We start from the raw sequence: 25721 nt of genomic DNA, 5'->3' as shown, positions 1-25721 counted from the left end.
GAGCGCCTGCATGGCATGCAGGAGGTCAGGAGTTCAATTCTCCTTAGCTCCACAGTCCCGAAGATCCCGTCCCCATCAGGGGGCGGGATTTTCTGCGTCCGGCCCCGACGCCCGCGCAGCTCCCACGGCTCCGTCGCTCGTCGCGCCCCTGGGGCGTATTCATCCGGCAATGCGCTCCCGGTGTGCACCTACGCGCCGACCTCGGCGGCCGTACTGGGTGCCGTGTCCGGACTGGTACGAATGCGTCGCTGACCGGGTCGCTCAGACCGTGGCAGAATCGGACGGCCGGAAGGGGACGCAGCCCGACGGGAGGGAGAGCGCGATGCCTGCGAGCATCCTCGAAGAGGTCGACCGCCTCTTCGACGCGGCGGCGATACGGCGGCCAGCCACGCTCCTCACTCTCCTCAACTGCCCTTCCTGCGGCTCGTCCCACGTCGCCCAAGTGCTCGGTGACAACGGCGGAGTCTCGTACGTGTGCACCGCCTGCGGCCACAGCTGGAGCTGATCGATGGGTGCACACAGGCGAAAGTGCGACTGGTGCGGCAGTGGTACGCCGATCGTCCGCGACATGGAGCCGGTCAACCAGGAGTACCAGTACTGGTGCGAGGAGTGCGCACGGGCGCTGATCATAAAGGGCGACCCCATCGAGACGTACCGCGAACTCGAAGGGGAGCCGATCTACGGTCGGTTGCTCGACGAGCACTGCACGCTCAAGAGGTTCTACTCCTTCGCCACCGCGTGAAGCCGGACCACGTCATGCGGTGCCGCGCGATTCCGATCAGCAGGAACGCGCAGGCGGTCACTACGTAGACGGCCGACAGCGTCATCTGGCCATAATTCTGGGCGAGTTCGAGCCGTCCCACGCCATGCGGCACCCACCACAGGGCGTACGAGCAGAACGCCAGGGACACGGCCCCGACGACCGCCCACCGGCCCCGGCCCCGTCCGCCCCCGCGCACCGCCTCCGCCCCGAGCAGCAGCACCATCGGCACGCACCACACCCAGTGGTGCGACCAGGACACCGGACTGACCAGCAGCGCCGTCACCGCGCACGACAGCGCCGCCCAGGCCCGCTCCCCGCGCAGCGCTGCGGCCACCGAGACCCCCAGGCCCGCCATGGCCACGAGGGCGGCACCCGCCGCCCACCACAGGCCTGGATCGCCGGTGTGCAGGAGCCGGGCGAGGACGCCCCGCAGCGACTGGTTCGCGGTGTCCTCGGCCAGACCGACCCGGCCTGCCTCGAAGACCATCCGGCTCCAGAACCGGTGAGAGTCGTACGGCAGGAGAGCGGCCGCGAGCAGCGTCGCGCAGGCGAACGCGGCGACCGCCACGCACGCGTGGCGCACGGCGGGCCGCCACGCACCGCGCCGCACGGCCTCGGCGGCGCCGGTCAGCAGCAGGAACACCACGAAGAGCGCGGGCGTGAGCTTGACCGCCGCCGCGACGCCGATGCCCACGCCCGCCCAGCGGTGCCCCGGCCGCCGCGTCAGGTCCCACAGGACCAGGACGGCGAGCAGCAGATTGATCTGCCCGTACCGCAGGGTCGTCCACACCGGCTCGCACCAGACGGCGGCCGCTGCGACCCACAGGACGGTCCGCCCGCGCGCGGGCAGGCCGGTGAGGCGCAGGGAGAGGTGCACGAACGCGACCAGGAGAAGCAGGTTCGCCAGGGGGGCGACGGCGCGCATGTCCGCCGTGTCCAGGAGCGTCAGCGGCGTGAAGAGCAGGGCGGCGAACGGCGGGTACGTGGTGGGCAGATGGGCCTCGGTGGTGCGCAGCGCGTAGAGGTCGCCGCCCGCGCGCACGGTCTCGCCCTCGGCCCGGTAGACCATCAGGTCGATCAGTGAGACGTCGGCGGCGCGCTGCGCGAGCCAGAAGGCCGTGAAGGAGAGCAGGCAGGCCCCGGCGGCCAGGGGCACACGGCGGCGGGTGGCGGCGAGTGCGAGCACGGTCACGAAAGCAGACAGTACCGGGCGTATCGGTCCAGAACGGAAACGATTTGGTGGAGCACGGGGGAGACCGTGTAATGTTGGCGGAGCCGCCGGGGAAGCCGGGCGGACAAGCAAGGGGCTATAGCTCAGTTGGTAGAGCGCCTGCATGGCATGCAGGAGGTCAGGAGTTCAATTCTCCTTAGCTCCACAGGAATTGAAGAAGAGCGGGCCACCCGGATCGGGTGGCCCGCTCTTCTGTGTCATGCCCTTCCGCTCATGCCCTCCCGCTGCCCAGTGCCCTGCGGCCGCGTCCTGGCGGGAGTACGGCAGGCAGTGCGGGGCGGGCCGGGGGCGCGGTCGCGGGATCCTCCTCGATGCGCAGGGCGAGCGCCGGGCAGCGGCGCACCGCGCGTAAAGCACGTGCTTCGGAGTAGCGCGGTACGGAAGCCTCCGCCACCGAGGGGAAGCCGTCGGGGCCCAGCTGGATCAGCTCGGGGACGATGTCCGCGCACAGCCCGTGGCCCTGGCACAGCGTCCAGTCGACGGCCAGCCTGCGGCCACTGGGCGCCTCTCCTTGGGGCACCTCCTCCTGGAGGGGCAGGACACCCTCGACGGGGCGGCCGCAGCCGCCGCCCAGGACGTGCTCCGCGAGATCGTCAGTGAACGCGGAGATCGTCGACTCCAGGAAGGCGGCCGAGCCGTCCGGGTGCTTGCACGCGCCGCGCCGCTGCACGGCCCGGGTCACCTCGCGCAGCGCCTCCAGGGCGGTGGGTCCACCGCCCTGGAGGACGTCCGCGAGGCCGCGGGCGGCGGCGGGCAGGCCGAGGTAGCAGGGGCCGCACTGCCCGGAGCTCTCGGCGGCCAGCCAGTGCGCCACGCGCAGCGACTCCCCGAGCGGGCAGGTGTCCGCGCCGATCGGCAGGATCGCGCCCGCGCCGAGCGCACCCCCGCAGGCCTCCAGGGAGGCACGCGAGACCACCGCGTCGTGGGCGGTGACGGCATCGAGCCACTTGCCGTGATAGCCCCCGGTCAGCACGCCCTGGGGGAGCGGCGGGGCGCCGGCGAGCTCAAGGACGTACCGCAGAGGCACCCCGGTGGGGACCTCCACGACCATCGGCCTTGCGACCGCTCCGGAGAGGGTCAGCAGGACCGTGCCCGGCTCGTCGCGCAGTCCGGTGCGGCAGTAGCGCTCGGCGCCGGTCCGTGCGGCGACGGCGAGCTGGGCGAAGGTCTCCGCGTTGGACAGGAGCGTGGGCGCGCCGCCCACTCCGGAGTCCGACGTGCGCACCTTGCGGCCCGGCGGCAGCGGGGGCCCGCCGTCCGCCGAGCGGACCAGGGCGGAGGACTCCCCGGTGACCATGCGGACCGGATTGCGCTGCACGCGCGCGCGGAGGGGCGATCCGCGCCGGTTGGTGAGGCCGCGTTCGGCGAGTGCGGCGGACATCGACGCCTCGGTGGAGTCGCGGGTCACGCCGATGACGAGGGTGCGCGCGCCGAGGGCCTCCGCGGCGAGCAGGGCGCCGTCCAGGATGAGGTGCGGGGCGCGGTTGATCAGGACGGTGTCCTTGCGGCAGGCGGGCTCGTCCTCGCTGCCGTTGACGACGACCACGGGGCGCACGCCACGGCGGATCGCCGCGTCGGCGACGGACCGCAGCTTGCGCGCGAAGGGGAAGCCCGCGCCGCCCCTGCCGCGCAGCGCGATGTTCTCGGCGAGGCGGGCGAGCGGCTCGCCCGCCATGGGGTCCAGGGGGCCGTGCACCTTCAGGTGCATGCCGAGGCCGAGGCGCTCGACGAGGTCGAACCCCGAGGTGAGCAAGGGCAGGCCGACGACGCGGACTTCGGGGACGTCGGGCAGCGGCGCGTTCACTGATGGCCTCCGGTGGCGGCGTTCCAGGGCTCGCCCGAGCTGGGGGCGTGAAAGGGCCGGGGCAGCGGTTCGGTGGCGGGGCCGCTGTCGTACGCCGGGTCGTACGCGTGGTCGTGGGGGGCTTCGTAGAGGGGCTGCGGGGCGGTGTCGTACGTGGGCTGGGGCGCCACGTAGGGCGACTCGGCGGGCGGCGGCGGGGAGGGCGAGGGCCAGCGTCCGGGAGGCCCGGCGCGCTCGACGAGGTGCAGGGGCTCTGCCGGGTGGCGGTACTCGGCGGCGGCCAGCGCGCGGTAGGCCGCGGAGATGCCGACGACCGGGTCCGGGGCGGGTGCGGCGGCGGTCGTGCCGGGGAGCGGCGCGGACGCGGTGTCCCGCACCGAAGGCTCCTCCCGGGGCGGGGCGGCGCCCTCCGGTTCGAGCAGGGCCAGGATTCTGGCGGCGACCTTCCGCTTGACCGGTGGCGGCGCCGCGCGCAGCGCTACCGCCCCGGCGACCGCGGCCAGGCACAGGCAGTACAGGGCGATCACCCAGGGCTTCGGCGGGCGGCCCGCGTACAGGCCGTGCACCAGCGCGGCGCACCACGCCGGATAGGCGAGCATGTGCAGCGCCCGCCAGCGCGAGGCGACTCTGGCGGGTGAGGCGAAAGCGCTGCGCAGGGCGCCCGTGACGCCCGTGAGCACCATGAGGAGGCCGGCGAGCGAGCCGAGGCCGATGAGCCCGGCGCTGCCGCTCACCCCGAGCCCGAAGGGCACCAGGGCGCCGAGGAGCGACACATGGTCGAGCGCGACCTTGACGGTGCCGTGCAGCAGCAGGAAGCCGACGGAGGCGACCGCGGTGGCCCGGTGCACGGCCTGGGCGAGCAGGCGCTGGCGCGAGCGCAGGAAGAGGCGGTCCGTGGCGACCAGGCCCCAGAGCACGGCCGCGGTGAGGGAGACCAGGCAGAGGACGCCGGTGGTGAAGTCGAGTGCGGCGCGGAAGCCGTCACTGCTCGCGAAGACGAGGAGCGGTATCAGGAGCAGCGCGGCAGTGCCCAACGCTCTCCGGGTGGTCCGGCTCGGATCGAGGAAGGCGGGGCGGCGCGAACGGGGGAGCGAACGGTGCGGGTTCACAGGGTTCATGGGGGCGGCTCCGAATTGGTTCGATCGCCGCATGCTAGGTCGCGCCATACCGGTGGGTACGGGGTTTGAGTTATTGCGTTGTTATCAAAGCGCGACACGATCTTGGTGTTGCCCCGATAGGGGACGGTACGCGGAGTAATCCTTGGCCAAGGTTGAGATCCGGGCCGCCGCGGGACTGGCCCCCCGGGTGGCGGCGGCCCCGGCGCGGAAGCTCGTCGCGGGCCGCGCGAGGGCTGCGGTACCCTGACGCCATGCGTGCCGTACGCCTTCTGCTTAGCGGGCCGCGCTGATCAGTCCCGACCGCCGGTGAATCGCGGTCGGAATCGGCGCGGCGTCCCCTCCTGTGCGAGGGGCATTTTTATTTGACCAGGACGGTCAATTCCGCAGGCAGAGACGATCGATGGAGCTTTGAGGATCATGAGCGAGACGAATTCTGCTGCCGCCTCCGAGGTGGCCGCGCCGCACCGCTATACGGCCGCTCTGGCCGCGGAGATCGAGGCACGCTGGCAGGACTTCTGGGACGCCGACGGCACCTACGAGGCGCCGAACCCGAGCGGTGACATGGCCGCACAGGGCGAGGCGGAGGCGGCACTGGTCGCCAGGCCCAAGAAGTTCATCATGGACATGTTCCCGTACCCCTCCGGAGCGGGCCTGCACGTCGGCCACCCGCTGGGCTACATCGCCACGGACGTCTTCGCGCGCTACCAGCGCATGACCGGGCACAACGTCCTGCACACCCTGGGCTTCGACGCCTTCGGCCTGCCCGCCGAGCAGTACGCCGTGCAGACGGGCACCCACCCTCGGGTCTCCACCGAGGCCAACATCGAGAACATGAAGGCGCAGCTGCGCGCCCTGGGCCTGGGGCACGACAAGCGCCGCTCGTTCGCGACGATCGACCCGGACTACTACAAGTGGACCCAGTGGATCTTCGTCCAGATCTTCAACTCCTGGTACGACGCCGACGCCAAGAAGGCCCGCCCGATCGCCGACCTGGTCGCGCAGTTCGACAGCGGTGAGCGTGCGGTGCCGGGCAGCACGCGCGCGTGGAGCGACCTGGACGCCGCGGAGCGCGCCGACGTGCTGAGCCAGTACCGCCTGGCGTACGCCTCCGACGCACCGGTCAACTGGTGCCCCGGCCTGGGCACCGTCCTGGCCAACGAGGAGGTCACCGCCGACGGCCGCTCCGAGCGCGGCAACTTCCCCGTCTTCAAGGCCAAGCTGCGCCAGTGGAACATGCGCATCACCGCGTACGCGGACCGCCTGCTGGACGATCTGGACGCGCTGGACTGGCCCGAGGCCATCAAGCTGCAGCAGCGCAACTGGATCGGCCGCTCCGAAGGCGCCCGCGTGGACTTCCCCGTGGGCTCCGAAGGCGACGCGATCACCGTCTTCACCACCCGCCAGGACACCCTGTTCGGCGCCACCTACATGGTGATGGCGCCCGAGCACGAGCTGGTCGACAAGGTCGTCCCCGCCGCCTGGCCCGAGGGCACCCACGAGGTGTGGACCGGCGGGCACGCCACTCCCGCCGAGGCCGTCGCCAAGTACCGCGCCTTCGCCGCGTCCAAGTCCGACGTGGAGCGCCAGGCCGACGCCAAGGAGAAGACCGGCGTCTTCACCGGCGTCTACGCCACCAACCCGGTCAGCGGCGAGCAGGTCCCCGTCTTCATCGCCGACTACGTCCTGATGGGCTACGGCACCGGCGCGATCATGGCCGTCCCGGCGCACGACAGCCGTGACTTCGCCTTCGCGCGCGCCTTCCACCTGCCGATGCACTGCGTCGTCGATCCCGCGACAGCGTCCGATAGCGGCTCCGCCGCGGGCCGCGGCACCGACCCGTCGACGTGGGACGACGCCTTCTCCTCGTACGAGGCGAAGCTGATCAACTCCTCGAACGAGGAGATCTCCCTGGACGGCCTGGGCGTCGTCGACGCCAAGGCGCGCATCACGGGCTGGCTGGCCACCCGCGGCATCGGCGAGGGCACCGTCAACTTCCGCCTGCGCGACTGGCTGTTCAGCCGCCAGCGCTACTGGGGCGAGCCCTTCCCGATCGTCTACGACGAGGACGGCATCGCCCACTCGCTGCCCGAGTCGATGCTGCCCCTGGAGCTGCCGGAGGTCGACGACTACTCCCCGCGCACCTTCGACCCGGACGACGCGGACACCTCTCCGGAGACGCCGCTGTCCCGCAACGAGGACTGGGTCAACGTCGAGCTGGACCTGGGCGACGGCGTGAAGCGCTACCGCCGCGAGACCAACACCATGCCCAACTGGGCGGGTTCGTGCTGGTACGAGCTGCGCTACCTGGACCCGCACAACGACCAGAAGCTGGTCGACCCGGCCATCGAGCAGTACTGGATGGGCCCGCGCGAGGGCCAGCCGACCGGCGGCGTCGACCTGTACGTGGGCGGCGCCGAGCACGCGGTGCTGCACCTGCTGTACGCGCGCTTCTGGTCGAAGATCCTGTTCGACCTGGGGCACATCTCGTCCGCCGAGCCGTTCCACAAGCTGTACAACCAGGGCATGATCCAGGCGTACGTCTACCGGGACAGCCGCGGCTTCCCGGTGCCCGCCGCCGAGGTCGAGGAGCGCGACGGCAAGTACTTCTTCGAGGGCGAGCCGGTCAAGCGCGAGCTGGGCAAGATGGGCAAGTCCCTGAAGAACGCCGTCACTCCGGACGAGATCTGCGACGAGTACGGCGCGGACACGCTGCGCCTGTACGAGATGGCGATGGGCCCGCTGGACGTGTCCCGCCCCTGGGACACCCGCGCGGTGGTCGGCCAGTACCGCCTGCTGCAGCGCATGTGGCGCCTGATCGTCGACGAGTCGACCGGTGAGGTCACCGTCGCGGACGTCGCCGAGGCCGACATCGACGAGGGCACCCTGCGCGCCCTGCACAAGTCGATCGACGGCGTGCGCCAGGACCTGGACGGCATGCGGTTCAACACCGCCATCGCCAAGATCACCGAGCTGAACAACCACCTGACCAAGGTGGGCGGCGCGGTGCCGAAGTCCGTCGCCGAGCGCCTGGTGCTGCTGATCGCGCCGCTGGCCCCGCACGTCGCCGAGGAGCTGTGGCGCAAGCTGGGCCACGCCGACTCGGTCGTCCACCAGGACTTCCCGGTCGCCGACCCGGCGTACGTCGTGGACGAGGCCGTGACCTGCGTCGTGCAGATCAAGGGCAAGGTCAAGGCGCGCCTGGAGGTCTCCCCCTCGATCTCCGACGAGGAGCTGGAGAAGGTCGCCCTGGCCGACGAGAAGGTCGTGGCCGCGCTGGACGGCGCGGGGATCCGCAAGGTGATCGTGCGGGCGCCGAAGCTGGTGAACATCGTTCCCGCCTAGTCGACGGGTCAGGATCGCCCGCCGCACAGGCGCATAGGGGCGATCCCCTACGGGCAGGTTGGGGGTTCCGCTGGAACCTCCGGCCTGCCTTCTCCGTTTACGGTGGGAGGACGGTCGCTGTATCGGAGAGGAGCGTCATGGAAGCCGTGGTCGCTGTCGTGGCGCTGCTGTTCGTGCTCTTCCTGGTCTTGGGGGTGTACATGACGGTCAAGGCCGTCAAGGCCGTCAAGCGCGGGGTGGACCGCACGATCTCGGAGGCCCGCCGGACGGTGGAGGACACCACGCTCAGGGCCAAGACCTTCGCGCAGGTCGGCGCCGTGGGCGAACTGGCCCAGCTGCGGCTCTCGTTGCGTACGTCGATGCGGGCCACCCAGGACGTGCTGCGCGACGGCGTGGCCGAGGACGCCTCGCTGCAGGAGTCCCTGGCACTCTTCGAGCGGCTCAGCGCGCACGGCCACCAACTGGACGACGAGCTCCGCCGCCTGGAGCGGGACCCGGACAAGGCGGCCCTGGCCCAGCGGCTCCCCGGCCTGCGGGAGCGCACGGAACAGATCACGAAGGCGGCCGACTCGCTGCGCTGGGCGGCGCGCGACCGGGCCCGCAAGTTCGCCGCGGACGACGTGGACTCGCTGAGCACGCAGATCGGCATGGAGGCGGGTGCGCTGCGGCACTGGACCACGGAGCCGCCGCCCGCCGAGACCCCCGCCCCCTGGCCCGAGCCCACGGCGGAGCCGGACAAGGCCGCCGAGCAGAGCTGGCCCGAGCCCTCCGGGCAGACGTCCCAGGAGCCCACGCGGCCCGCCATCACGCCGCCCACGGCCCGGCCCACGTATCCGTGGCAGAAGGAGTCCAAGCCGGAAAGCACAACCTGAGCCGCCCATGACGCGGGGAGCGCCCCGTGACCCGGGCGGGAAGGGGCCGGGCTGCCGTCCGTCGACCCAGGCGGGTAATCTCCAGCTCATGTCCCGCCATGTCGCGATCGTCACGGATTCAACGGCCTACCTGCCGCAGCGGACGACGGAGCGGCACGGCATCACCGTGGTGCCCCTGACCGTGGTCCTGGGCGACGAGGCGCTCGAGGAAGGCACCGAGATCTCGGCCCGCTCGCTCGCCCTGGCGCTGCAGAAGCGGAAGCCGGTGACCACGTCGCGGCCCAGCCCGGAGGTCTTCGCCGAGACGTACCGGAAGGTCGCGGAGGCGGGCGCGACGGCCATCGTGTCGCTGCATCTGTCCGCCGAGCTGTCCGGTACGTACGACGCCGCGGTCCTCGCGGCGAAGGACGCGCCGGTGCCCGTACGGGTGGTGGACACCGGCATGATCGCGATGGCCCTCGGCTTCTGCGCCCTCTCGGCGGCGGAGGCCGCGGGGGCGGGCGACTCGGCGGAGGAGGCGGTGGCGGCCGCGGAGAAGCGGGCCGCGGGCACGTCCGCGTACTTCTACGTCGACACGCTCGACTATCTGCGCAGGGGCGGCCGCATCGGCGCCGCGCAGGCGCTGCTGGGCTCCGCGCTCGCCGTGAAGCCCCTGCTGAAGCTGGACGGCGGCCGCATCGACATGCTGGAGAAGGTCAGGACGGCGTCGAAGGCGATCGCCCGGCTCGAGGAGATCGTGGTCGAGAAGGCCGGGGCGGGCCGCGTCGACATCGCGGTGCACCACCTGGCGGCGCCGGAGCGGGCCTCGGCCCTCGCGGACCGGCTCAGGGACCGGGTGCCGGGCCTTGCCGAGCTGCATGTGAGCGAGGTGGGCGCGGTGATCGGCGCGCATACGGGTCCGGGGTTGTTGGGGGCTGTGGTCTCGCCTCGGTGAGGGGGCGCGGGCTGCGGGTGTGGGGGCGGGCGTGCTGGAGGCCCGCGATCGGCGGGCTCGCGTGTGGCAGTCCCGCGTGTGGCAGTCCCACGTGTGACGGTCCCACGTGTGGGTGACGGAGTTATCCACAACTGCCGGGTAATCCACGGGAATTGACCAAGATCAACTAGATGTGCCCGTTGTGCCTAACGTCGTTGGCATGGCACTTCGATCACCTTCACGGACATCCGCCCGAACCTCCTCCCCGGCCTCCTCCTGGACGCCTTCTCGACCCTCCTCCGCGACGAGCGGCCCCGGCCGCGCCCCCGCGTCCGACGGCCGGGCGAACGACCGCCGTGCCCGTGGGCGGGCCCGGCGCAGACGTGCCTCGGCGGAGGCGGTGCGCCTGCGCGCACAGAGACTCTTCGTCGATGGCCAACCACCGCCTCCTTCACCACCGTTGGACGTGGCGGGCGCTGACGCGGCGCTCCTGCCCCGGGGCGCGCCGGAGCCCCAGGAACCGCGGGAACAGACGGGTGAGGAAACCGTCGCAGGCCCCGATGGGGCGGTACCCGCAGGGCCCTCGCGGCGGCAGCGGATGGGCCTTGCCGTGCGGGAGCGGCTGCCGGTGTGGCTACAGTCGCGGTGCGGTCTGGAGCGGCGCGCAGTGGTGGCACTCGTCGTGGTCCTCGTCGTCGCCGGGGTCTTCGCCGCGCAGCACTTCTGGACGGGGCGGACCCAGCCCGTGCGGGCGCCCGACGTGGTGAGAGAGGCGGGCGCGGTCTCGGGCCCGGAGAGGGAACCGGCTCCCTCGCCGGGGCCGCCGGCCGATGCGGGGCGGGCACAGGACGGCGGGGGTGGCGCGGCGGCGGGTTCGGCGGGCGCGATCGTCGTGGACGTCAGCGGAGAGGTCCGCCGTCCGGGAATCCACCGGCTGCCCGCCGGGTCCCGGGTGGCCGACGCCCTGCGGGCCGCCGGTGGGGCCGAGCCCGGCACCGACCTGGACGGCCTCAACCGCGCGCGGTTCCTCATGGACGGCGAGCAGGTGATGGTGGGAGGCCCCGCGACCGCCGCGGGGGCCGGAGGAGCAGGTGGCGGGGCCGGATCCGGGTCGGTGGCCGCCGGGCCCGGGGGAGCCGGTGGCGCGGTCGGCGTCGGGCCGGTCGGCCTGAACTCGGCGAGCGCGGCGCAGCTCGAAGAACTGCCCGGCGTCGGCCCCGTGCTGGCCCAGCACATCATCGACTACCGCACCGAACACGGCGGGTTCCGCTCCGTCGACGAGCTCCGTGAGGTCAACGGAATCGGCGACCGGCGCTTCGCCGATCTCCAAGATCTCGTACGGCCATGACGCCACGTTCCGGTGGGCCACGAGGAGCCCCGGGCGTGCGGACCGCCCTGCCGCGCGCGGAAGTTCACGCCGCGTCAGGCCACCGCCTCGGCGCCTCGCACCCCCGGCAGGAAGGGCCGGTCGACCTGCGCCTGGTGCCACCCGCCCTCGCGGCGTGGGCGGCGGCCGCGCTGATGCTGGACGCCCCGCCCCGGTGGGCGGTCGCCACCGTGGCGACCTGTGTGGTGGTGGCCGCCGCCTTACTGGTGACGTGGACCGTGCGGGACAGGACGCGCGACGCGGGGCGGTCGCGGGCCGCGTGGGGACGGGTCTCGGTGGCCGGGGCGCTGCTCTGCGCGGCGGCGTCGGCGGGCTCCGCGGCGCTGCACGGAGCGGATCTGCATCGCGGCCCCGTTCCCGCGCTGGCGGGTGAGTACGCGGAGGTCGATGCGGAGTTGGAGGTGACGTCCGACCCGCGCCGGACGCGGCCGCGCGCGGCGGTGGCCCATGCCGCACCGCCCGCCGTCGTCCTTGACGCGGAGGTCGTCCGTGTCACGGAGGCGGACGGCACGGCGACCGTGACGCGCACCCCGGTTCTGGTCATCGCGCGGGCGGGGCCCGGGTCGGAACGGGGCGCGTCGGGGGCGGAGCACGGCGGGGCGGCGGCGGAGGGACGTGCGCGGCCCGGTGCCGACTGGCTCGCGTTGCTGCCGTCGACGCGGCTGCGGGTGCAGGCCCGGCTCGAACCTCCGTTGCCGGAGAGGGGCAAGGTGGCGGCGGTGCTCCGGGTGTCCGGCGAGCGGCCGCCGCAGGTGATCGGGCCGCCGTCCGGGGCGCAGCGCCTGGCCGGGGAGTTGCGGGCCGGGCTGCGGCAGGCCACGGACGGACTGCCGCCCGACGCCCGCGCGCTGCTGCCGGGACTGGTGATCGGGGACACCTCGCGGGTGCCGCCCGAGCTGGAAGAGGCGTTCCGTGCCACCGACCTGACACATCTCCTTGCCGTCAGCGGGGCCAACCTCACGATCGTGCTCGCCCTGCTCATCGGGCCACCGGGCCTCGCCCAGCGATCCGAACGCCGAGGGCTTGCGCCGAAGTTGGGCCTTTCGCTCCGCGCGACCGCACTCTTCGGCGGGGCGCTCACCCTCGGCTTCGTCATCGTCTGCCGGCCGGACCCGAGTGTGCTGCGGGCCGCGGCGTGCGGGCTGATCGCGCTGCTCGCCATCGCCACCGGGCGGCGCCGTTCCCTGATCCCGGCGCTGGCCGCCGCCGTGCTGCTGCTGGTCCTCTACGACCCGTGGTTGTCCCGGAGTTATGGCTTCCTGCTCTCCGTGCTGGCCACCGGAGCCCTGCTCACGCTCGCGCCGCGCTGGAGTACGGCACTGCGGGGGCGCCGGGTCCCGCCGAGGCTCGCCGACGCGCTGGCCGCCGCGGCCGCGGCGCAGGTGGTGTGCGCACCCGTCGTCGCCGTCCTCGCGGCCCGGGTGAGTCTGGTCGCCGTGCCGTGCAACCTGCTCGCGGAGTTCGCCGTCGCGCCCGCCACCGTGCTGGGCTTCGCCGCGCTGGCATCGGCGCAGGTGGCGATGCCCGTCGCCGAGGCGCTGGCGTGGTGCGCGAGGTGGCCGACGGAGTGGATCGCGGAGATCGCCCGGACCGGTGCGGCGCTGCCCGGGAGCGGGTTCGACTGGCCGGGCGGCTGGCGCGGTGGACTCCTGCTCGCGCTCGGCACGGCGGTCCTCGTCCTGGCGGGCCGCAGGCTCGCACGGCACCCGTGGCTCTGTGCCGCCTGCGCGCTGCTGTTCCTTGTGGTGATCGTGCAACCTCCGCCCCTGACACGGGTGATGGCGGGGTGGCCGCCGCCGGGATGGCGGATGGTGATGTGCGACGTGGGGCAGGGGGACGCCACCGTGCTCGCGGCGGGGGACGGTGCCGGGGTGGTCGTGGACGCGGGGCCGGACCCGGTGGCGGCCGACCGCTGTCTGCGTTCGCTCGGGATCACGCGCGTTCCCCTCATCCTCCTGACGCACTTTCACGCCGACCACGTGGCGGGGCTGCCGGGCGTCCTGAGGGGGCGCGAGGTGGGGGCGATCCAGACGACGGGGTTCCAGGAGCCACGGGAGCAGGCCGATTTCGTACGGGAGGAGGCGGCGGACGAGGGCATCCCGGTGACCCGGGCGGCGGTGGGGGAGCGGCGCAGGGCGGGCCCCCTGGACTGGCAGGTGCTCTGGCCCCCGGCAGGACCGGCGCCGAGCCCCGACGGGCCGAACGACGCCAGCGTCACCCTGCTCGTCCGGACCGGCGGTCTCGACCTGCTGCTTCTCGGAGATCTCGAACCACCGGCCCAGCGGTCCCTGCTGCGCAGCCCCGCCGCTGGGCTACTCGCCTCCGTGGATGTCCTGAAGGTCGCCCATCATGGTTCGGCCCATCAGGATCCGGAGCTTCTGCGCAGGGCGGCGCCGCGGCTGGCGCTGATCTCCTGCGGCGTGGACAACACCTACGGCCACCCGTCGCCGCGCACGGTCGAGGCGCTGCGCGGTGGGGGAGCGGAGGTGCTGCGCACGGACATGCACGGCTCGATTGCGGTGGTGGGCGGGGGCTCGCGGGCGGCACCACGACTCGAGGTGGCCACGCGGCCGCCCTAGCTCCCGGTGGCGCACCGCCTGGGTGGGGGCTTGGCCACACGGGTACCGCTGCCGCCGCTCCTGGAGCTACCGCGGGGAACCCCACCGCGACCTGCTGAAAGGCGAATCGGGACGATCAATTCGTGCTACTCGCGACACTTCCCGCGATGTGGGTTCGTGTTGCATCGAATGCCGCAACGGTGATCGAATGCCTTTTCGTTGCAGTGTGCAGGTGATGTCAAGTAGCGCGGGGGTGTGTCGCGGGTGTTCGGCCGATGGCTGGGGAACCGTACGAACAGGGCCGGTCGGACGGGGCCCCTGTCGGCGGTGCCGGTTCCGCCGAGCGCGGGGGTGCTCAGCTGCCGGGTCCTCGACCCGGTCAACGAGCCGGTGCGCAACGCGGAGCTCGCCGTCAGCGACGCCATGGGACGCAAGGTGGTCACGGGCGGCACGGACCCGTTCGGCTCGTTCGTCACGACCGTTCCGGCCGGGGAGTACCGGCTCGCGGTCTCGGCGGAGGGGTTCACCCCGTACCGGGCGAGCGCCACGGTCGGCGAGAGCTCGCACGCCTCGCTGGGCGACGTCATGCTCCAGGTCGCCCAGCCCCCGGCGCTGCCCGAGCCCGGTGACTGGGAGGTCGACCCCCTGCACTCCTCGGTCGGGTTCACCGCGCGGCACATCGGCCTGGCCCGCATCCACGGCAGGTTCAACAGCTTCGCGGGCGCCATTCGCGTGGGGGAGCGCATGGAGGACTCCGCGATGCACGTCGTCATCGACGCGGCCTCCATCGACACCGCGGTCAAGATGCGCGACGACCATCTGCGGTCGGGCGACTTCCTCGACGTCGAGCGCTTCCCGACGATGGAGTTCTACAGCGACCGCTTTGTGCACAAGGGCGGCAGCCGCTGGGCGATCTCGGGCGGCCTGACGCTGCACGGTGTGACGCGCACGGTCACGCTCGACACCGAGTACCTCGGGGTCGGGCAGGGCCTGGAGGGCGAGACCCGTGTCGCCTGCCGCGCCACCACCGAGCTGCACCGCGACGACTTCACGATCACCTGGCAGACGATGCTCGCGCGCGGCATCGCGGCTGTGGGGCACAGCATCACGATCGACCTCGACATCCAGGTCGTGCCCAAGAGCTGACAGGGGCCCGTCCGTTACGGGGAGGGCCCGTCCATTACGGGGCCACGGGGAGGGCCCGTCCGTTACGGGGCCTCCAGCCACCCCTCGTACTCCGCCGCGAGCTCGTCGAGAGCGGACCGGTCGAGGCGGGAGTCGGGGTCCTCGACCACGACCAGCCACTGGGCGTCCTCGGCGTCGTCCTCACCGGCCAGGGCGTCGCGGACGAGCTGGGGTTCGTCGGCGACGCCGAAACGGTCGGGGAGCTCTTCGGCCACTTCCTCCGCGGCGTCGCGGTCGGGCAGCACCAGGACATGTCGTACGTCGGTCACGTGTCCATTCTCCGACATGGATCAGGCCGTACGGGACGGGCTGTCAGTGCCGCGTGGGATGCTTGACCGCGATGGCCAGGAAGACAGCTAACGACGATCCGCTCGCTCCTCTCACGCTCGCCGTGGGGCAGGAGGACCTGCTCCTCGACCGCGCCGTGCAGCAGGTGGTCGCGGCCGCCCGCGCCGCCGACGCGGACACGGACGTGCGCGACCTCACCCCCGATCAGCTGCAGCCCGGCACGCTCGCCGAGCTGACGAGCCCCTCGCTCTTCGCCGAGCGCAAGGTCGTCGTCGTGCGGAACGCGCAGGATCTGTCGGCCGACTCGGTCAAGGACGTGAAGGCGTACATCGGTGCGCCGGTCGAGGAGATCACCCTCGTCCTGCTGCACGCGGGCGGTGCCAAGGGCAAGGGCCTGCTGGACGCGGCCCGCAAGGCGGGGGCCCGCGAGGTCGCCTGCCCCAAGATGACCAAGCCCGCGGACCGGCTCTCCTTCGTGCGGAGCGAGTTCCGCGCCCTGGGCCGCTCGGCGACCCCCGAGGCCTGCCAGGCCCTGGTCGACTCGATCGGCAGCGATCTGCGTGAGCTGGCCTCCGCGGTGTCGCAGCTGGTGGCGGACATCGAGGGCACGATCGACGAGGCGATCGTGGGCCGGTACTACACGGGCCGGGCGGAGGCGTCCAGCTTCACGGTGGCCGACCGGGCCGTCGAGGGCCGGGCCGCCGAGGCGCTCGAAGCGCTGCGCTGGTCCCTGTCGACCGGCGTCGCCCCCGTCCTGATCACCAGCGCCCTCGCCCAGGCAGTCCGGGCGATCGGCAAGCTCTCCTCCGCGCGCGGCGGCCGCCCCGCCGACCTCGCCCGTGAGCTGGGCATGCCGCCCTGGAAGATCGACCGGGTCCGCCAGCAGATGCGGGGCTGGACTCCGGATGGGGTCGCCGCCGCGTTGACCGCTGTCGCGGCGGCTGACGCGGGGGTCAAGGGGGGCGGCGATGACCCCGAGTACGCCCTGGAGAAGGCCGTCGTCGCCATTGCCCGTGCGGCGAGGTCGCGTCGCTGAGATTGAACCGGTCCGCCTGCTGCCGGTTCCGGATCGGCCGGTTTCGGGGCTGCGGGTGGATCGTGGCGTGTCGCGCAGTTCCCCGCGCCCCTGGCGGGGCGCTCCCGGACACAGCAATGCCCCCGGAGTGGGTCCGGGGGCATCGTCGCAGCGTGGCGTACTGCGTGGTCTGTCCGCGATTCGAGGTAGAGGGCTCGAATTACCCTCGCGGGAGGATTGATCAGCGCCCCGGCGAACCGGGGCAAGGGCGTCAGCCCTTAGAGGGACGCGGCCTTCGAAGCAAGCGCCGACTTCTTGTTGGCGGCCTGGTTCTTGTGGATGACGCCCTTGGAGACGGCCTTGTCGAGCTGGCGCGTGGCCTCACGCGTGAGCTCGGCGGCCTTCTGGGTGTCACCGGCGGCAACGGCCTCGCGGGCCTTGCGGATCGCGGTCTTCAGCGAAGACTTGACCGCCTTGTTGCGCTGACGCGCCTTCTCGTTGGTCTTGATCCGCTTGATCTGGGACTTGATGTTCGCCACGAAAGAGCCTTTTCAGGTTCAGGTACTGCAGAGGTGACTGCAGATGAGTGTTATGACACGCGCCTCGATGCTTGAGAGGGCTACGAGACACAGCTGTCCACGGTACCAGCCGCCCTCCGACCGGCCCAAACCGAGCGCAGTGCCTCACCCATGGGACGATGGAACCTACGTATAGATCCGACCCGAGGCGACAGGCGCCTCAAGAGACAGGACCCTGCGTGCCCGCGACCCCTAAGAATGTGCCCGAGCCGAGCCGTACCGACCCGGCGCTGATCCGCAATTTCTGCATCATCGCGCACATCGACCACGGCAAGTCCACGCTCGCCGACCGCATGCTCCAGCTCACCGGTGTGGTGGAGCAGCGGCAGATGCGTGCTCAGTACCTCGACCGCATGGACATCGAGCGCGAGCGCGGCATCACGATCAAGTCCCAGGCGGTGCGTCTGCCCTGGGCCCCGACCGAGGGCCCCGAGCAGGACAAGACTCACATCCTCAACATGATCGACACCCCGGGACACGTGGACTTCACGTACGAGGTGTCGCGCTCGCTCGCCGCCTGCGAGGGCACGATCCTCCTCGTGGACGCGGCCCAGGGCATCGAGGCGCAGACTCTCGCCAACCTCTACCTGGCGATGGAGAACGACCTCAAGATCGTCCCGGTACTGAACAAGATCGACCTGCCGGCCGCCCAGCCGGAGAAGTTCTCCGAGGAGCTCGCCAACCTCATCGGCTGCGAGCCCGAGGACGTCCTGAAGGTCTCCGCGAAGACCGGCATGGGCGTCGAGGCGCTGCTCGACAAGGTCGTCGCCGAGATCCCGGCCCCGGTCGGCGTCAAGGACGCCCCGGCCCGCGCGATGATCTTCGACTCGGTCTATGACTCCTACCGCGGCGTCGTGACGTACGTACGTGTGGTCGACGGCCAGCTCAACAAGCGCGAGCGGATCCGGATGATGTCCACCGGAGCCACCCACGAGCTGCTCGAGATCGGTGTCTCCTCGCCCGAGATGACCCCGGCCGACGGCATCGGCGTCGGCGAGGTGGGCTACATCATCACCGGCGTGAAGGACGTCCGTCAGTCCAAGGTCGGTGACACGATCACCTCGCTGCACAAGGGCGCGACCGAGGCCCTCGGCGGCTACAAGGACCCGAAGCCGATGGTCTTCTCGGGCCTGTATCCGCTGGACGGCTCGGAGTACCCCGACCTCCGCGACGCCCTGGACAAGCTGCAGCTCAACGACGCCGCGCTGGTCTACGAGCCCGAGACGTCCGCCGCGCTCGGCTTCGGCTTCCGCGTCGGCTTCCTCGGCCTGCTGCACCTCGACGTGATCCGCGAGCGCCTCGAGCGCGAGTTCGGCCTCGACCTGATCGCCACCGCCCCGAACGTGGTCTACCGCGTGATCATGGAGGACGGCACCGAGCACACGGTCACCAACCCGAGCGAGTTCCCCGAGGGCAAGATCGACGAGGTGTACGAGCCCGTCGTGCGCGCCACGATCCTCGCGCCCAGCGAGTTCATCGGCTCGATCATGGAGCTGTGCCAGAACCGGCGCGGCGTCATGCTCGGCATGGACTACCTCTCCGAGGACCGCGTCGAGATCCGCTACACGCTGCCGCTCGCCGAGATCGTCTTCGACTTCTTCGACCAGCTGAAGTCCAAGACCCGCGGGTACGCCTCGCTGGACTACGAGCCCACGGGCGAGCAGTCCGCGCAGCTCGTCAAGGTCGACATCCTGCTGCACGGCGACAAGGTCGACGCCTTCTCCGCGGTCACGCACAAGGACGCGGCGTACGCGTACGGCGTGCGGCTCGTGGCCAAGCTGCGCGAGCTGATCCCGCGGCAGGCCTTCGAGGTGCCCGTGCAGGCCGCGATCGGCTCCCGGGTCATCGCCCGCGAGACCATCCGCGCCATCCGCAAGGACGTCCTCGCCAAGTGCTACGGCGGTGACATCTCCCGGAAGCGCAAGCTGCTCGAGAAGCAGAAGGAGGGCAAGAAGCGCATGAAGATGGTCGGCTCCGTCGAGGTGCCGCAGGAAGCCTTCATCGCGGTGCTCTCCAGCGACGACAGCGGTCCCGGCAAGGCCAAGAAGTAGTCCCCTCGGGGGCGCGGCCCAGTCGTCCCAACGCATATGGCGTCTGTCCTTAGTCCGGACAGACGCCTTTTGCGTTGATGTGAGAATTGGAAAAGAACCTGCGACATTTGGGTGATTGCCAAAAAAGCCGTCACTTAAGAGTTTCCGCAGGCAAGGGCATCCCGTTACGAAGGATGGAAGGCGGCGTTCCGAGCGGCCAGCAAGACGCTCGGGCGGCACGACGGTCGTGACCGTGAAGGACGCCTCCTCGGAAAGGGATGCTGAAGTGAAGTACACCAAGGCTGCTGCGGTCGTTGCCGGAACCATGATGGCCCTGGGTGCCGGCGCGCCTGCGTTCGCCGACGACGTCGACAACGCTCCGGCGTCGAAGTCCGACGACCAGCTGGTGGACAGCAGCACGGTCTCGAAGAACGAGGTCAAGAACCCGCTCAAGGACGTCAACGCCGAGGTCCTCGTCGGTGGCCTCAGCAAGGTCGCCGACAAGCTGGCCACCAAGAACGACCTGGCCTCGAAGACCAACGCTCTGCAGGGCGCCTCCACCCGCGCCGCTGAGGGTGTCCCGGGCTCCGGGCTGATCGGTGGCATGCCGATCGGCGGCTGAATTACCCAGCGCATTCCGCGTCATTTCCTCGAGCAGTGACGCGGTGGCGTACCCCTGCGGGCCCGGTGCTGAAAAGCGCCGGGCCCGCGTTTGTATTTCTATTGCTCTTTTGGGGTGTCGTACGGGTGCAGGGGAATCGTGGGTGTTACGTTCGCCGAATTCTGGTTACCGTTTCAGTTCGAAGGAGGTTTAACATGAATAAGAACGTAATCACACGCCTGGTCGGCGGTGTTCTCGCGGGATTCCTGCTCGTGGGTGCTTCGGCGGGCATCGCGGCGGCGGACGACGGGCCCGCCGTGCAGAGCAAGGTCAACACCGGCATCAGCGTCGGCGGGCTGCTCGACATCGGCTCCAGCAGCAACGTCAACGGCACGGACGCCAACACCGGGGTGAAGGTCGGCGGTCCCGCCGGGATCTCGACGTCGCTGAACAACGACACCAACGTCGGCATCGACATCCTGACGGATCTCGCGGCCAGCGTGACCGCGGCGATCGGCTGACGTCACCTGTCACGGCAGGGCGGAACGGGCCCGCGGCGCCTCGGCGCGGCGGGCCCGTTCCGTATGGGTTGTCTGTAGGAAGTGACAGGCAGAAGCCCCTTACGCGCCGGGCGTCGGCGCTCTACTCTGATCACTGCTCGTAGGTTACTCGCAAGTTAAACAAGTAGCCGACAGGGATGTAAGAAGCAGCCGCCAGCCAGTTCGCCGCACTGCCGTGGGCCCGGAGGATGTCGTGAGCGACACACAGACCTTGATCGAGAACCGTCCGCCCTCCGTGGCGCATCTCTTCCTCGAGCGCGTGGCGGCCACGCCGGATGCCGAGGCCTACCGCTATCCCGTGCCGGCGGCCTCCGGTGCAGGGCCCGACGAGTGGAAGTCGCTGAGCTGGGCGGAGACCGCGGGGCGCGTCCACGCGATCGCCGCCGGTCTCATCGACCTCGGCCTCGACCCCGAGGACCGTGTCGCGCTCGCCTCGTCCACCCGGATCGAGTGGATCCTCGCCGACCTCGGCATCATGTGCGCGGGCGCGGCCACCACGACCGTCTATCCGCAGACCAACGCGGAGGAGTCCGCCTACATCCTGGCCGACTCCGAGAGCCGGGTGCTGATCGCCGAGGACGCGGTGCAGCTCGCCAAGGCGCGCGAGAAGCGGGCCGAGCTGCCGGACCTGCGGCACGTCGTGGTCGTCGACGCCGACGGGGTCACGAAGGACGAGGACGACCCCGAGGGCTGGGTGCTCACGCTCGCCGATCTGGAGGAGCGCGGTGCCGCGCTGCTCGAGCGGAACCCGGAGCTCGTCAAGGAGCGGGTCGGGGCGATCACCGCCGACCAGCTCGCCACGCTGATCTACACCTCCGGCACCACGGGCCGCCCCAAGGGCGTGCGGCTGCCGCACGACAACTGGTCGTACATGGCGAAGGCCATCGTGGCGACCGGGCTGCTCGGGCCCGACGACGTGCAGTATCTGTGGCTGCCGCTCGCGCATGTCTTCGGCAAGGTGCTGACCTCCGCGCACATCGACCTCGGGCACGTCACCGCCGTCGACGGCCGCGTGGACAAGATCATCGAGAATCTGCCGGTGGTGCAGCCGACGTACATGGCCGCCGTGCCGCGCATCTTCGAGAAGGTCTACAACGGTGTCGCGGCGAAGGCGCGGGCCGGTGGCGGGGCCAAGTACAAGATCTTCCAGTGGGCCGCCGAGGTCGCCCGCGAGCATGCGAAGGCCAGCCAGGACAACTTCCGCAGGACCGGCACCGCCTCGGTGCCCTTCGGGCTCGGGGCCAAGCACAAGGTCGCCGACGCGCTCGTCTACTCCAAGCTGCGCGAGGCGTTCGGCGGGCGGCTGCGGGCCGCGGTGTCGGGCTCCGCGGCCCTCGCGCCCGAGATCGGGTACTTCTTCGCCGGGGCCGGGATTCACATCCTGGAGGGGTACGGGCTTACCGAGTCCTCCGCCGCCTCCTTCGTGAACCCCGGCGAGGCCTACCGCACCGGCACCGTCGGCAAGCCGCTGCCCGGCACCGAGGTGCGCATCGCGGACGACGGCGAGATCCTGCTGCGCGGCCCCGGCATCATGGAGGGCTACCACAAGCTGCCGGAGAAGACCTCCGAAGTGCTGGAGTCCGACGGGTGGTTCCACACCGGGGACATCGGCGAGCTGTCCGTCGACGGGTACTTGAGGATCACCGACCGCAAGAAGGACCTCATCAAGACGTCCGGCGGCAAGTACATCGCGCCCGCCGAGGTCGAGGGCCAGTTCAAGGCCGTCTGTCCGTACGTCTCCAACATCCTGGTGCACGGCGCCGACCGGAACTTCTGTACCGCGCTGATCTCCCTGGACGAGCCCGCCATCCTCGACTGGGCCAAGGAGAACGGCCAGGAGGGGAAGTCGTACGCCGAGGTGTGCGCGGCGCCCGCGACCGTCCAGCTCGTCGAGGGCTATGTGGCGAAGCTCAACGAAGGGCTGCAGCGCTGGCAGACCATCAAGAAGTTCCGGCTCCTGCCGCGTGATCTGGACGTCGAGCACGGCGAGTTGACGCCCAGCCTCAAGCTGAAGCGTCCGGTCGTCGAGCGCCAGTACAAGCACCTGATCGACGAGATGTACGCGGGCTCGCGCGAGGCCTGAGCCCGGCGGGGCGGGCGCGGCGCGTGGTGCGCGAGCCTGATCGGCGTACGGGGGTGGGGCGGGTCAGACGCCCCGTCCGCGGCGCATCTCCTGCACCAGTTCCTCCATGTGGGTCACGTGGCGGCGCAGTTCGAGGACGTCCTTGAGGCTGCTCGCCGCCATATGGGTCTCGATCGCGGAGAGGCGGGCCGCCAGCTCGTCGAACTGGCGCTGCTCGCGGGCCAGTATCCGCTCCAACTGACGGTTCTTGCGGTGCAGTTCGAGGAAGACGGTGACCTTGGCGCGCAGCACCCACGGGTCGAACGGCTTGGTGAGATAGTCCGCCGCGCCGGTCGCGTAGCCGCGGAAGGCGAAGCCGGCGTCGTTGTCGGTGCCCGTCAGGAAGATGATGGGCACGTCCTTGGTCTGGTCGAGGCGTTTGATGTTCGACGCGGTCTCGAAGCCGTCCATGCCCGGCATCCGGACGTCGAGAAGGATCACGGCGAATCGTTGCCTCAGGATCGCCTTCATCGCCTCCTCGCCCGAACGGGCGCGGACCAACGGCTCGTTCAGCGACCCGAGGACCGCTTCGAGGGCCATCAGATTGTCCTCCATGTCGTCGACGAGGAGGATGCTCGCACGGTTGTCGGTCGTGGCCTCTGCGCTCATGGTGACGGTGCCTCACTCATTTGTCGGCGGAGCAGCATCTTCCTTCGGTGCGTCGGGCTGCTCCGGAGCGACGGATTCGGGATCGGGGGAGATGGCCTTCTCGGTGACGGCCGCGCCTTCGGGGTCCAGGAGAGCGCAGATGACGCCGAGCAGTTGATCCACGTCCACGGGTTTGGGTACGTAGTCGGTGGCGCCCTGGGCGATGGCCTTCTCGCGGTCCCCGGGCATCGCCTTCGCGGTGAGCGCGACGATGGGCATGCCCCGCCAGCGGGGGGTGCGGCGGATGGCGGCCATGGTTTCGTAGCCGTCCATCTCCGGCATCATGATGTCCATCAGGACGATGTCGACGTCGGGATTGCGCTCCAGGGTCTCGATGCCCTCGCGGCCGTTCTCCGCGTACAGGACGGGCATGCCGACGCGGCTCAGGACATGTGTGAGCGCGAAGACGTTGCGGATGTCGTCGTCGACGATGAGCACCCTGCGGCCCGGCAGTATGCGTCCCGCGCGTCCCTCCTTCCATTCCTCGAGCTTGGTCGGGGTGGGCCAGCTGTCCTCGGGTTCGAGCGTCGTGTGCGGGCGCAGCGCGGCCTGTTCCAGCGGCTCGGGCAGGTGCTGGGTGCGCGAGGCGGCGTACGCGATGGCGGCCGCGCCGTGTCCTGGGTGCACCACGGGGACGTACAGCGAGAAGGTCGAACCCTGGCCGGGGTGGCTCTCCGCGGTGATGCGGCCGCCGAGGAGCCCCGCGATCTCGCGGCTGATGGACAGGCCGAGGCCCGTGCCGCCGTACTTGCGGTTGGTGGTGCCGTCGGCCTGCTGGAACGCCTCGAAGATGACCGGGAGTTGCTCGGAGGGGATGCCGATGCCGGTGTCCTTGACGGCGAAGCAGAGCAGGTCGTCGTTGTCGTGCAGGAGGCGGTCGCCCGAGGTGTCCTTGACGCGGCTGACGCGCAGCTCCACCCGGCCCGCCGAGGTGAACTTGACCGCGTTCGACAGGAGGTTGCGCAGGATCTGCTGGAGGCGCTGCTCGTCGGAGAACATCTCGCGCGGCACGTCCTCGCCGACCGACACCTCGAACGCCAGGCCCCGGTCGAGCGTGAGCGGGCGGAACGTGGCGTGCACGTAGTCGAGGACCTTGATGAGCGGGAGCTTCTTGGGGCGTACGTCCATGCGCCCCGCCTCGATCTTCGACAGGTCCAGGATGTCGTTGATGAGCTGGAGCAGGTCGGATCCGGAGCGGTGGATCGTGGTCGCGAACTGCACCTCCTGGTCGGAGAGATGGTTGTCGGGGTTGTCGGAGAGCAGCCTGGCCAGGATGAGCAGGGAGTTCAGCGGGGTGCGCAGCTCGTGCGACATGTTCGCGAGGAACTCCGACTTGTACTGGGAGCTGGTGGCGAGCAGGGCCGCCTTCTCCTCCAGTTCGGCGTTCGAGCGGCGCAATTCGGCCTGCTGGCGCTGGAGTTCGTCCGAGCGCTCCTGGAGCTGGGTGGCCAGCCGCTGGGACTCGCCGAGCAGTGACTCCGTACGGGAGTTGGCGATGATGGTGTTGATCGCGACGCCGATGGTGTTCACGAACTGGTCGAAGAAGGCCAGGTGGACGTCGGAGAAGCGGGAGAACGTGGCCAGCTCGATCACGCCGAGCAGCTTGTCCTCGAAGAGGATCGGGATGATCACGACGGTGGCGGGGGCGGCGTCCCCGAGGCCCGAATGGATCTTGATGTACTCCGGGGGCACCTCCTCGACGAGGATCCGCTTCTTCTCCAGGGCCGCCTGACGCACCAGACCCTGAGCGGGCATGCCGCCCGTGTCGACGACCGAGCCCTGCGCGGAGCCGTACCCGGCGATGAACGCGAGGCCCTTCGCGGTGACCTGGGTGGGGGCCGGGGCCTCCGCCGTCTCCGGGTCGGCCAGGAAGAAGGCGCCGTACTGCGCGTTCACCAGCGGGGTCAGCTCGCGCAGGATCAGGTCGGCGACCTCCATCAGGTCGCGGTGGCCCTGCATCAGGCCCGCGAGACGGGCGAGGTTGGACTCCAGCCAGTCCTTGGCGCGGGTGGTCTCACGGAGGTTGGAGACCATGAGGTTGATGTTGTCCTTGAGCTCGGAGACCTCGCCGCGCGTCTCGACCGTGATCGCGCGGGTCATGTCGCCCTGGGCCACGGCGGACGCGACCTCGGCGATGGCGCGGACCTGGGTGGTGAGGTTCAGCGCCAGCTCGTTCACGTTCGTCGTCAGGCGCTTCCAGGTGCCGTACACGCCCTCGACCCGTGCCTGGCCGCCCAGTTGGCCCTCGGAGCCGACCTCGCGGGCCACGCGGGTGACCTCGGAGGAGAACGAGGACAGCGTGTCCACCATGGTGTTGATGGTGGTCTTCAGCTCCAGGATCTCGCCGCGCGCGTCCACGTCGATCTTCTTGGAGAGGTCGCCCTGGGCCACCGCCGTCGCGACCTGCGCGATGTTGCGGACCTGACCGGTGAGGTTGTCCGCCATGTAGTTGACGTTGTCGGTGAGGTCCTTCCACACACCCGATACGCCGAGGACCTGGGCGCGGCCGCCGAGCCTGCCGTCCGTGCCGACCTCGCGGGCCACCCGGGTCACTTCGTCGGCGAAGGCGCGCAGCTGCTCCACCATGGTGTTGACGGTGTCCTTGAGCTCCAGGATCTCGCCGCGCGCGGTGACCGTGATCATCTTGGACAGGTCGCCGTTGGCGACGGCGGTGGTGACCTGGGCGATGTTGCGGACCTGCGAGGT

At 70.9% G+C, this 25721-nt stretch carries 20 protein-coding genes and 2 tRNA genes (1 of these 22 only partly in view); 15 read left to right on the top strand and 7 right to left on the bottom strand.

Annotation, left to right across the window (positions count from 1 at the left end):
• The 3 genes from ACFWZ2_RS22295 to ACFWZ2_RS22285 all read left to right on the top strand — a co-directional run.
• Positions 1-52 (top strand) — tRNA-Ala (locus ACFWZ2_RS22295) (it extends 121 nt beyond the left edge of the window).
• A 270-nt stretch (positions 53-322) separates the two neighbouring features.
• Positions 323-505: a hypothetical protein gene (locus tag ACFWZ2_RS22290; RefSeq protein ID WP_384548220.1), complete on the top strand. Its 183-nt coding sequence runs from the start codon at positions 323-325 to the stop codon at positions 503-505.
• A gap of 3 nt (positions 506-508) precedes the next feature.
• A complete protein-coding gene (locus ACFWZ2_RS22285; protein ID WP_306334254.1) occupies positions 509-742 on the top strand; it encodes a hypothetical protein in 234 nt (77 codons plus the stop codon).
• Here ACFWZ2_RS22285 and ACFWZ2_RS22280 read toward each other — a convergent pair.
• Complete coding sequence (locus tag ACFWZ2_RS22280; RefSeq protein ID WP_384548218.1) at positions 711-1955, bottom strand: glycosyltransferase 87 family protein; 1245 nt, start codon at positions 1953-1955, stop codon at positions 711-713. The genes ACFWZ2_RS22285 and ACFWZ2_RS22280 overlap by 32 nt on opposite strands.
• A 111-nt stretch (positions 1956-2066) precedes the next feature.
• Here ACFWZ2_RS22280 and ACFWZ2_RS22275 point away from each other — a divergent pair.
• Positions 2067-2139: transfer RNA gene (locus ACFWZ2_RS22275), tRNA-Ala, on the top strand.
• Between the two features lie 66 nt (positions 2140-2205).
• Here the strand turns inward: ACFWZ2_RS22275 and ACFWZ2_RS22270 are convergent.
• Together ACFWZ2_RS22270 and ACFWZ2_RS22265 are read right to left on the bottom strand one after the other, a co-directional pair.
• A complete protein-coding gene (locus ACFWZ2_RS22270) occupies positions 2206-3798 on the bottom strand; it encodes an NADH-ubiquinone oxidoreductase-F iron-sulfur binding region domain-containing protein (RefSeq protein ID WP_384548216.1) in 1593 nt (530 codons plus the stop codon).
• Entirely contained in the window at positions 3795-4916 is a 1122-nt protein-coding gene (locus ACFWZ2_RS22265) for a hypothetical protein (protein WP_384548215.1), read from the bottom strand. The genes ACFWZ2_RS22270 and ACFWZ2_RS22265 overlap by 4 nt, the downstream gene beginning before the upstream one ends.
• A gap of 417 nt (positions 4917-5333) precedes the next feature.
• Here ACFWZ2_RS22265 and leuS point away from each other — a divergent pair, with 417 nt between their 5' ends.
• The 6 genes from leuS to ACFWZ2_RS22235 all read left to right on the top strand — a co-directional run bounded on the left by leuS (position 5334) and on the right by ACFWZ2_RS22235 (position 15134).
• On the top strand, positions 5334-8258 hold the full coding sequence (gene leuS, locus ACFWZ2_RS22260) for a leucine--tRNA ligase (RefSeq protein WP_384548213.1): 2925 nt from the start codon (positions 5334-5336) through the stop codon (positions 8256-8258).
• Positions 8259-8395: 137 nt separating this feature from the next.
• A complete protein-coding gene (locus ACFWZ2_RS22255) occupies positions 8396-9130 on the top strand; it encodes a hypothetical protein (RefSeq protein WP_384548212.1) in 735 nt (244 codons plus the stop codon).
• Between the two features lie 88 nt (positions 9131-9218).
• Complete coding sequence (locus tag ACFWZ2_RS22250) at positions 9219-10064, top strand: DegV family protein (protein WP_384548210.1); 846 nt, start codon at positions 9219-9221, stop codon at positions 10062-10064.
• Positions 10065-10710: 646 nt separating this feature from the next.
• A complete protein-coding gene (locus tag ACFWZ2_RS22245) occupies positions 10711-11391 on the top strand; it encodes a helix-hairpin-helix domain-containing protein (RefSeq protein ID WP_384548208.1) in 681 nt (226 codons plus the stop codon).
• The gene (locus ACFWZ2_RS22240) at positions 11388-14009 is read left to right on the top strand and encodes a ComEC/Rec2 family competence protein (protein WP_384548207.1); all 2622 of its coding nucleotides are present in this window, start codon (positions 11388-11390) and stop codon (positions 14007-14009) included. The genes ACFWZ2_RS22245 and ACFWZ2_RS22240 overlap by 4 nt, the downstream gene beginning before the upstream one ends.
• A 243-nt stretch (positions 14010-14252) precedes the next feature.
• Positions 14253-15134, top strand: a complete 882-nt coding sequence (locus ACFWZ2_RS22235; protein ID WP_384548205.1) for a YceI family protein — start codon at positions 14253-14255, stop codon at positions 15132-15134.
• 62 nt (positions 15135-15196) lie between these two features.
• Here the strand turns inward: ACFWZ2_RS22235 and ACFWZ2_RS22230 are convergent, their stop codons facing one another.
• Positions 15197-15460, bottom strand: coding sequence for a hypothetical protein (locus ACFWZ2_RS22230; protein WP_384548203.1), 264 nt, complete (start codon positions 15458-15460; stop codon positions 15197-15199).
• A gap of 53 nt (positions 15461-15513) precedes the next feature.
• Between ACFWZ2_RS22230 and holA the strand changes: the two genes are divergently transcribed.
• Positions 15514-16497 carry a DNA polymerase III subunit delta gene (gene holA, locus ACFWZ2_RS22225; RefSeq protein ID WP_384548201.1) on the top strand — a complete coding sequence of 328 codons (984 nt, stop codon included), beginning with the start codon at positions 15514-15516 and terminating at the stop codon, positions 16495-16497.
• Positions 16498-16754: 257 nt separating this feature from the next.
• On the opposite strand, the gene rpsT is transcribed toward holA, so the two are convergent.
• The gene (rpsT, locus tag ACFWZ2_RS22220) at positions 16755-17015 is read right to left on the bottom strand and encodes a 30S ribosomal protein S20 (protein ID WP_098242480.1); all 261 of its coding nucleotides are present in this window, start codon (positions 17013-17015) and stop codon (positions 16755-16757) included.
• Between the two features lie 218 nt (positions 17016-17233).
• Here rpsT and lepA point away from each other — a divergent pair, with 218 nt between their 5' ends.
• The 4 genes from lepA (at position 17234) to ACFWZ2_RS22200 (ending at position 22328) form a co-directional block, all read left to right on the top strand.
• Positions 17234-19105, top strand: coding sequence for a translation elongation factor 4 (gene lepA, locus ACFWZ2_RS22215; RefSeq protein ID WP_384548199.1), 1872 nt, complete (start codon positions 17234-17236; stop codon positions 19103-19105).
• A gap of 232 nt (positions 19106-19337) precedes the next feature.
• Positions 19338-19706, top strand: coding sequence for a hypothetical protein (locus tag ACFWZ2_RS22210; RefSeq protein WP_384548197.1), 369 nt, complete (start codon positions 19338-19340; stop codon positions 19704-19706).
• A 194-nt stretch (positions 19707-19900) separates the two neighbouring features.
• A complete protein-coding gene (locus tag ACFWZ2_RS22205) occupies positions 19901-20206 on the top strand; it encodes a hypothetical protein (protein ID WP_384548195.1) in 306 nt (101 codons plus the stop codon).
• Between the two features lie 232 nt (positions 20207-20438).
• Positions 20439-22328 (top strand): AMP-dependent synthetase/ligase, encoded by a 1890-nt coding sequence (locus tag ACFWZ2_RS22200; RefSeq protein WP_384548193.1) that lies wholly within the window; start codon positions 20439-20441, stop codon positions 22326-22328.
• Positions 22329-22391: 63 nt separating this feature from the next.
• On the opposite strand, the gene ACFWZ2_RS22195 is transcribed toward ACFWZ2_RS22200, so the two are convergent.
• Positions 22392-22976 (bottom strand): two-component system response regulator, encoded by a 585-nt coding sequence (locus tag ACFWZ2_RS22195; protein WP_384548191.1) that lies wholly within the window; start codon positions 22974-22976, stop codon positions 22392-22394.
• 12 nt (positions 22977-22988) lie between these two features.
• A partial coding sequence (locus ACFWZ2_RS22190) for an ATP-binding protein (RefSeq protein ID WP_384548189.1) occupies positions 22989-25721 on the bottom strand: 2733 nt, incomplete at its 5' end.

Origin of the sequence: Streptomyces sp. NPDC059002 (genome assembly GCF_042740435.1) — a bacterium.
In the GTDB taxonomy this organism is placed as follows: Bacteria; Actinomycetota; Actinomycetes; order Streptomycetales; family Streptomycetaceae; genus Streptomyces.
The sequence above is the reverse complement of the archived record's forward strand: the minus strand, read 5'-3'. Positions and strand labels throughout refer to the sequence as shown.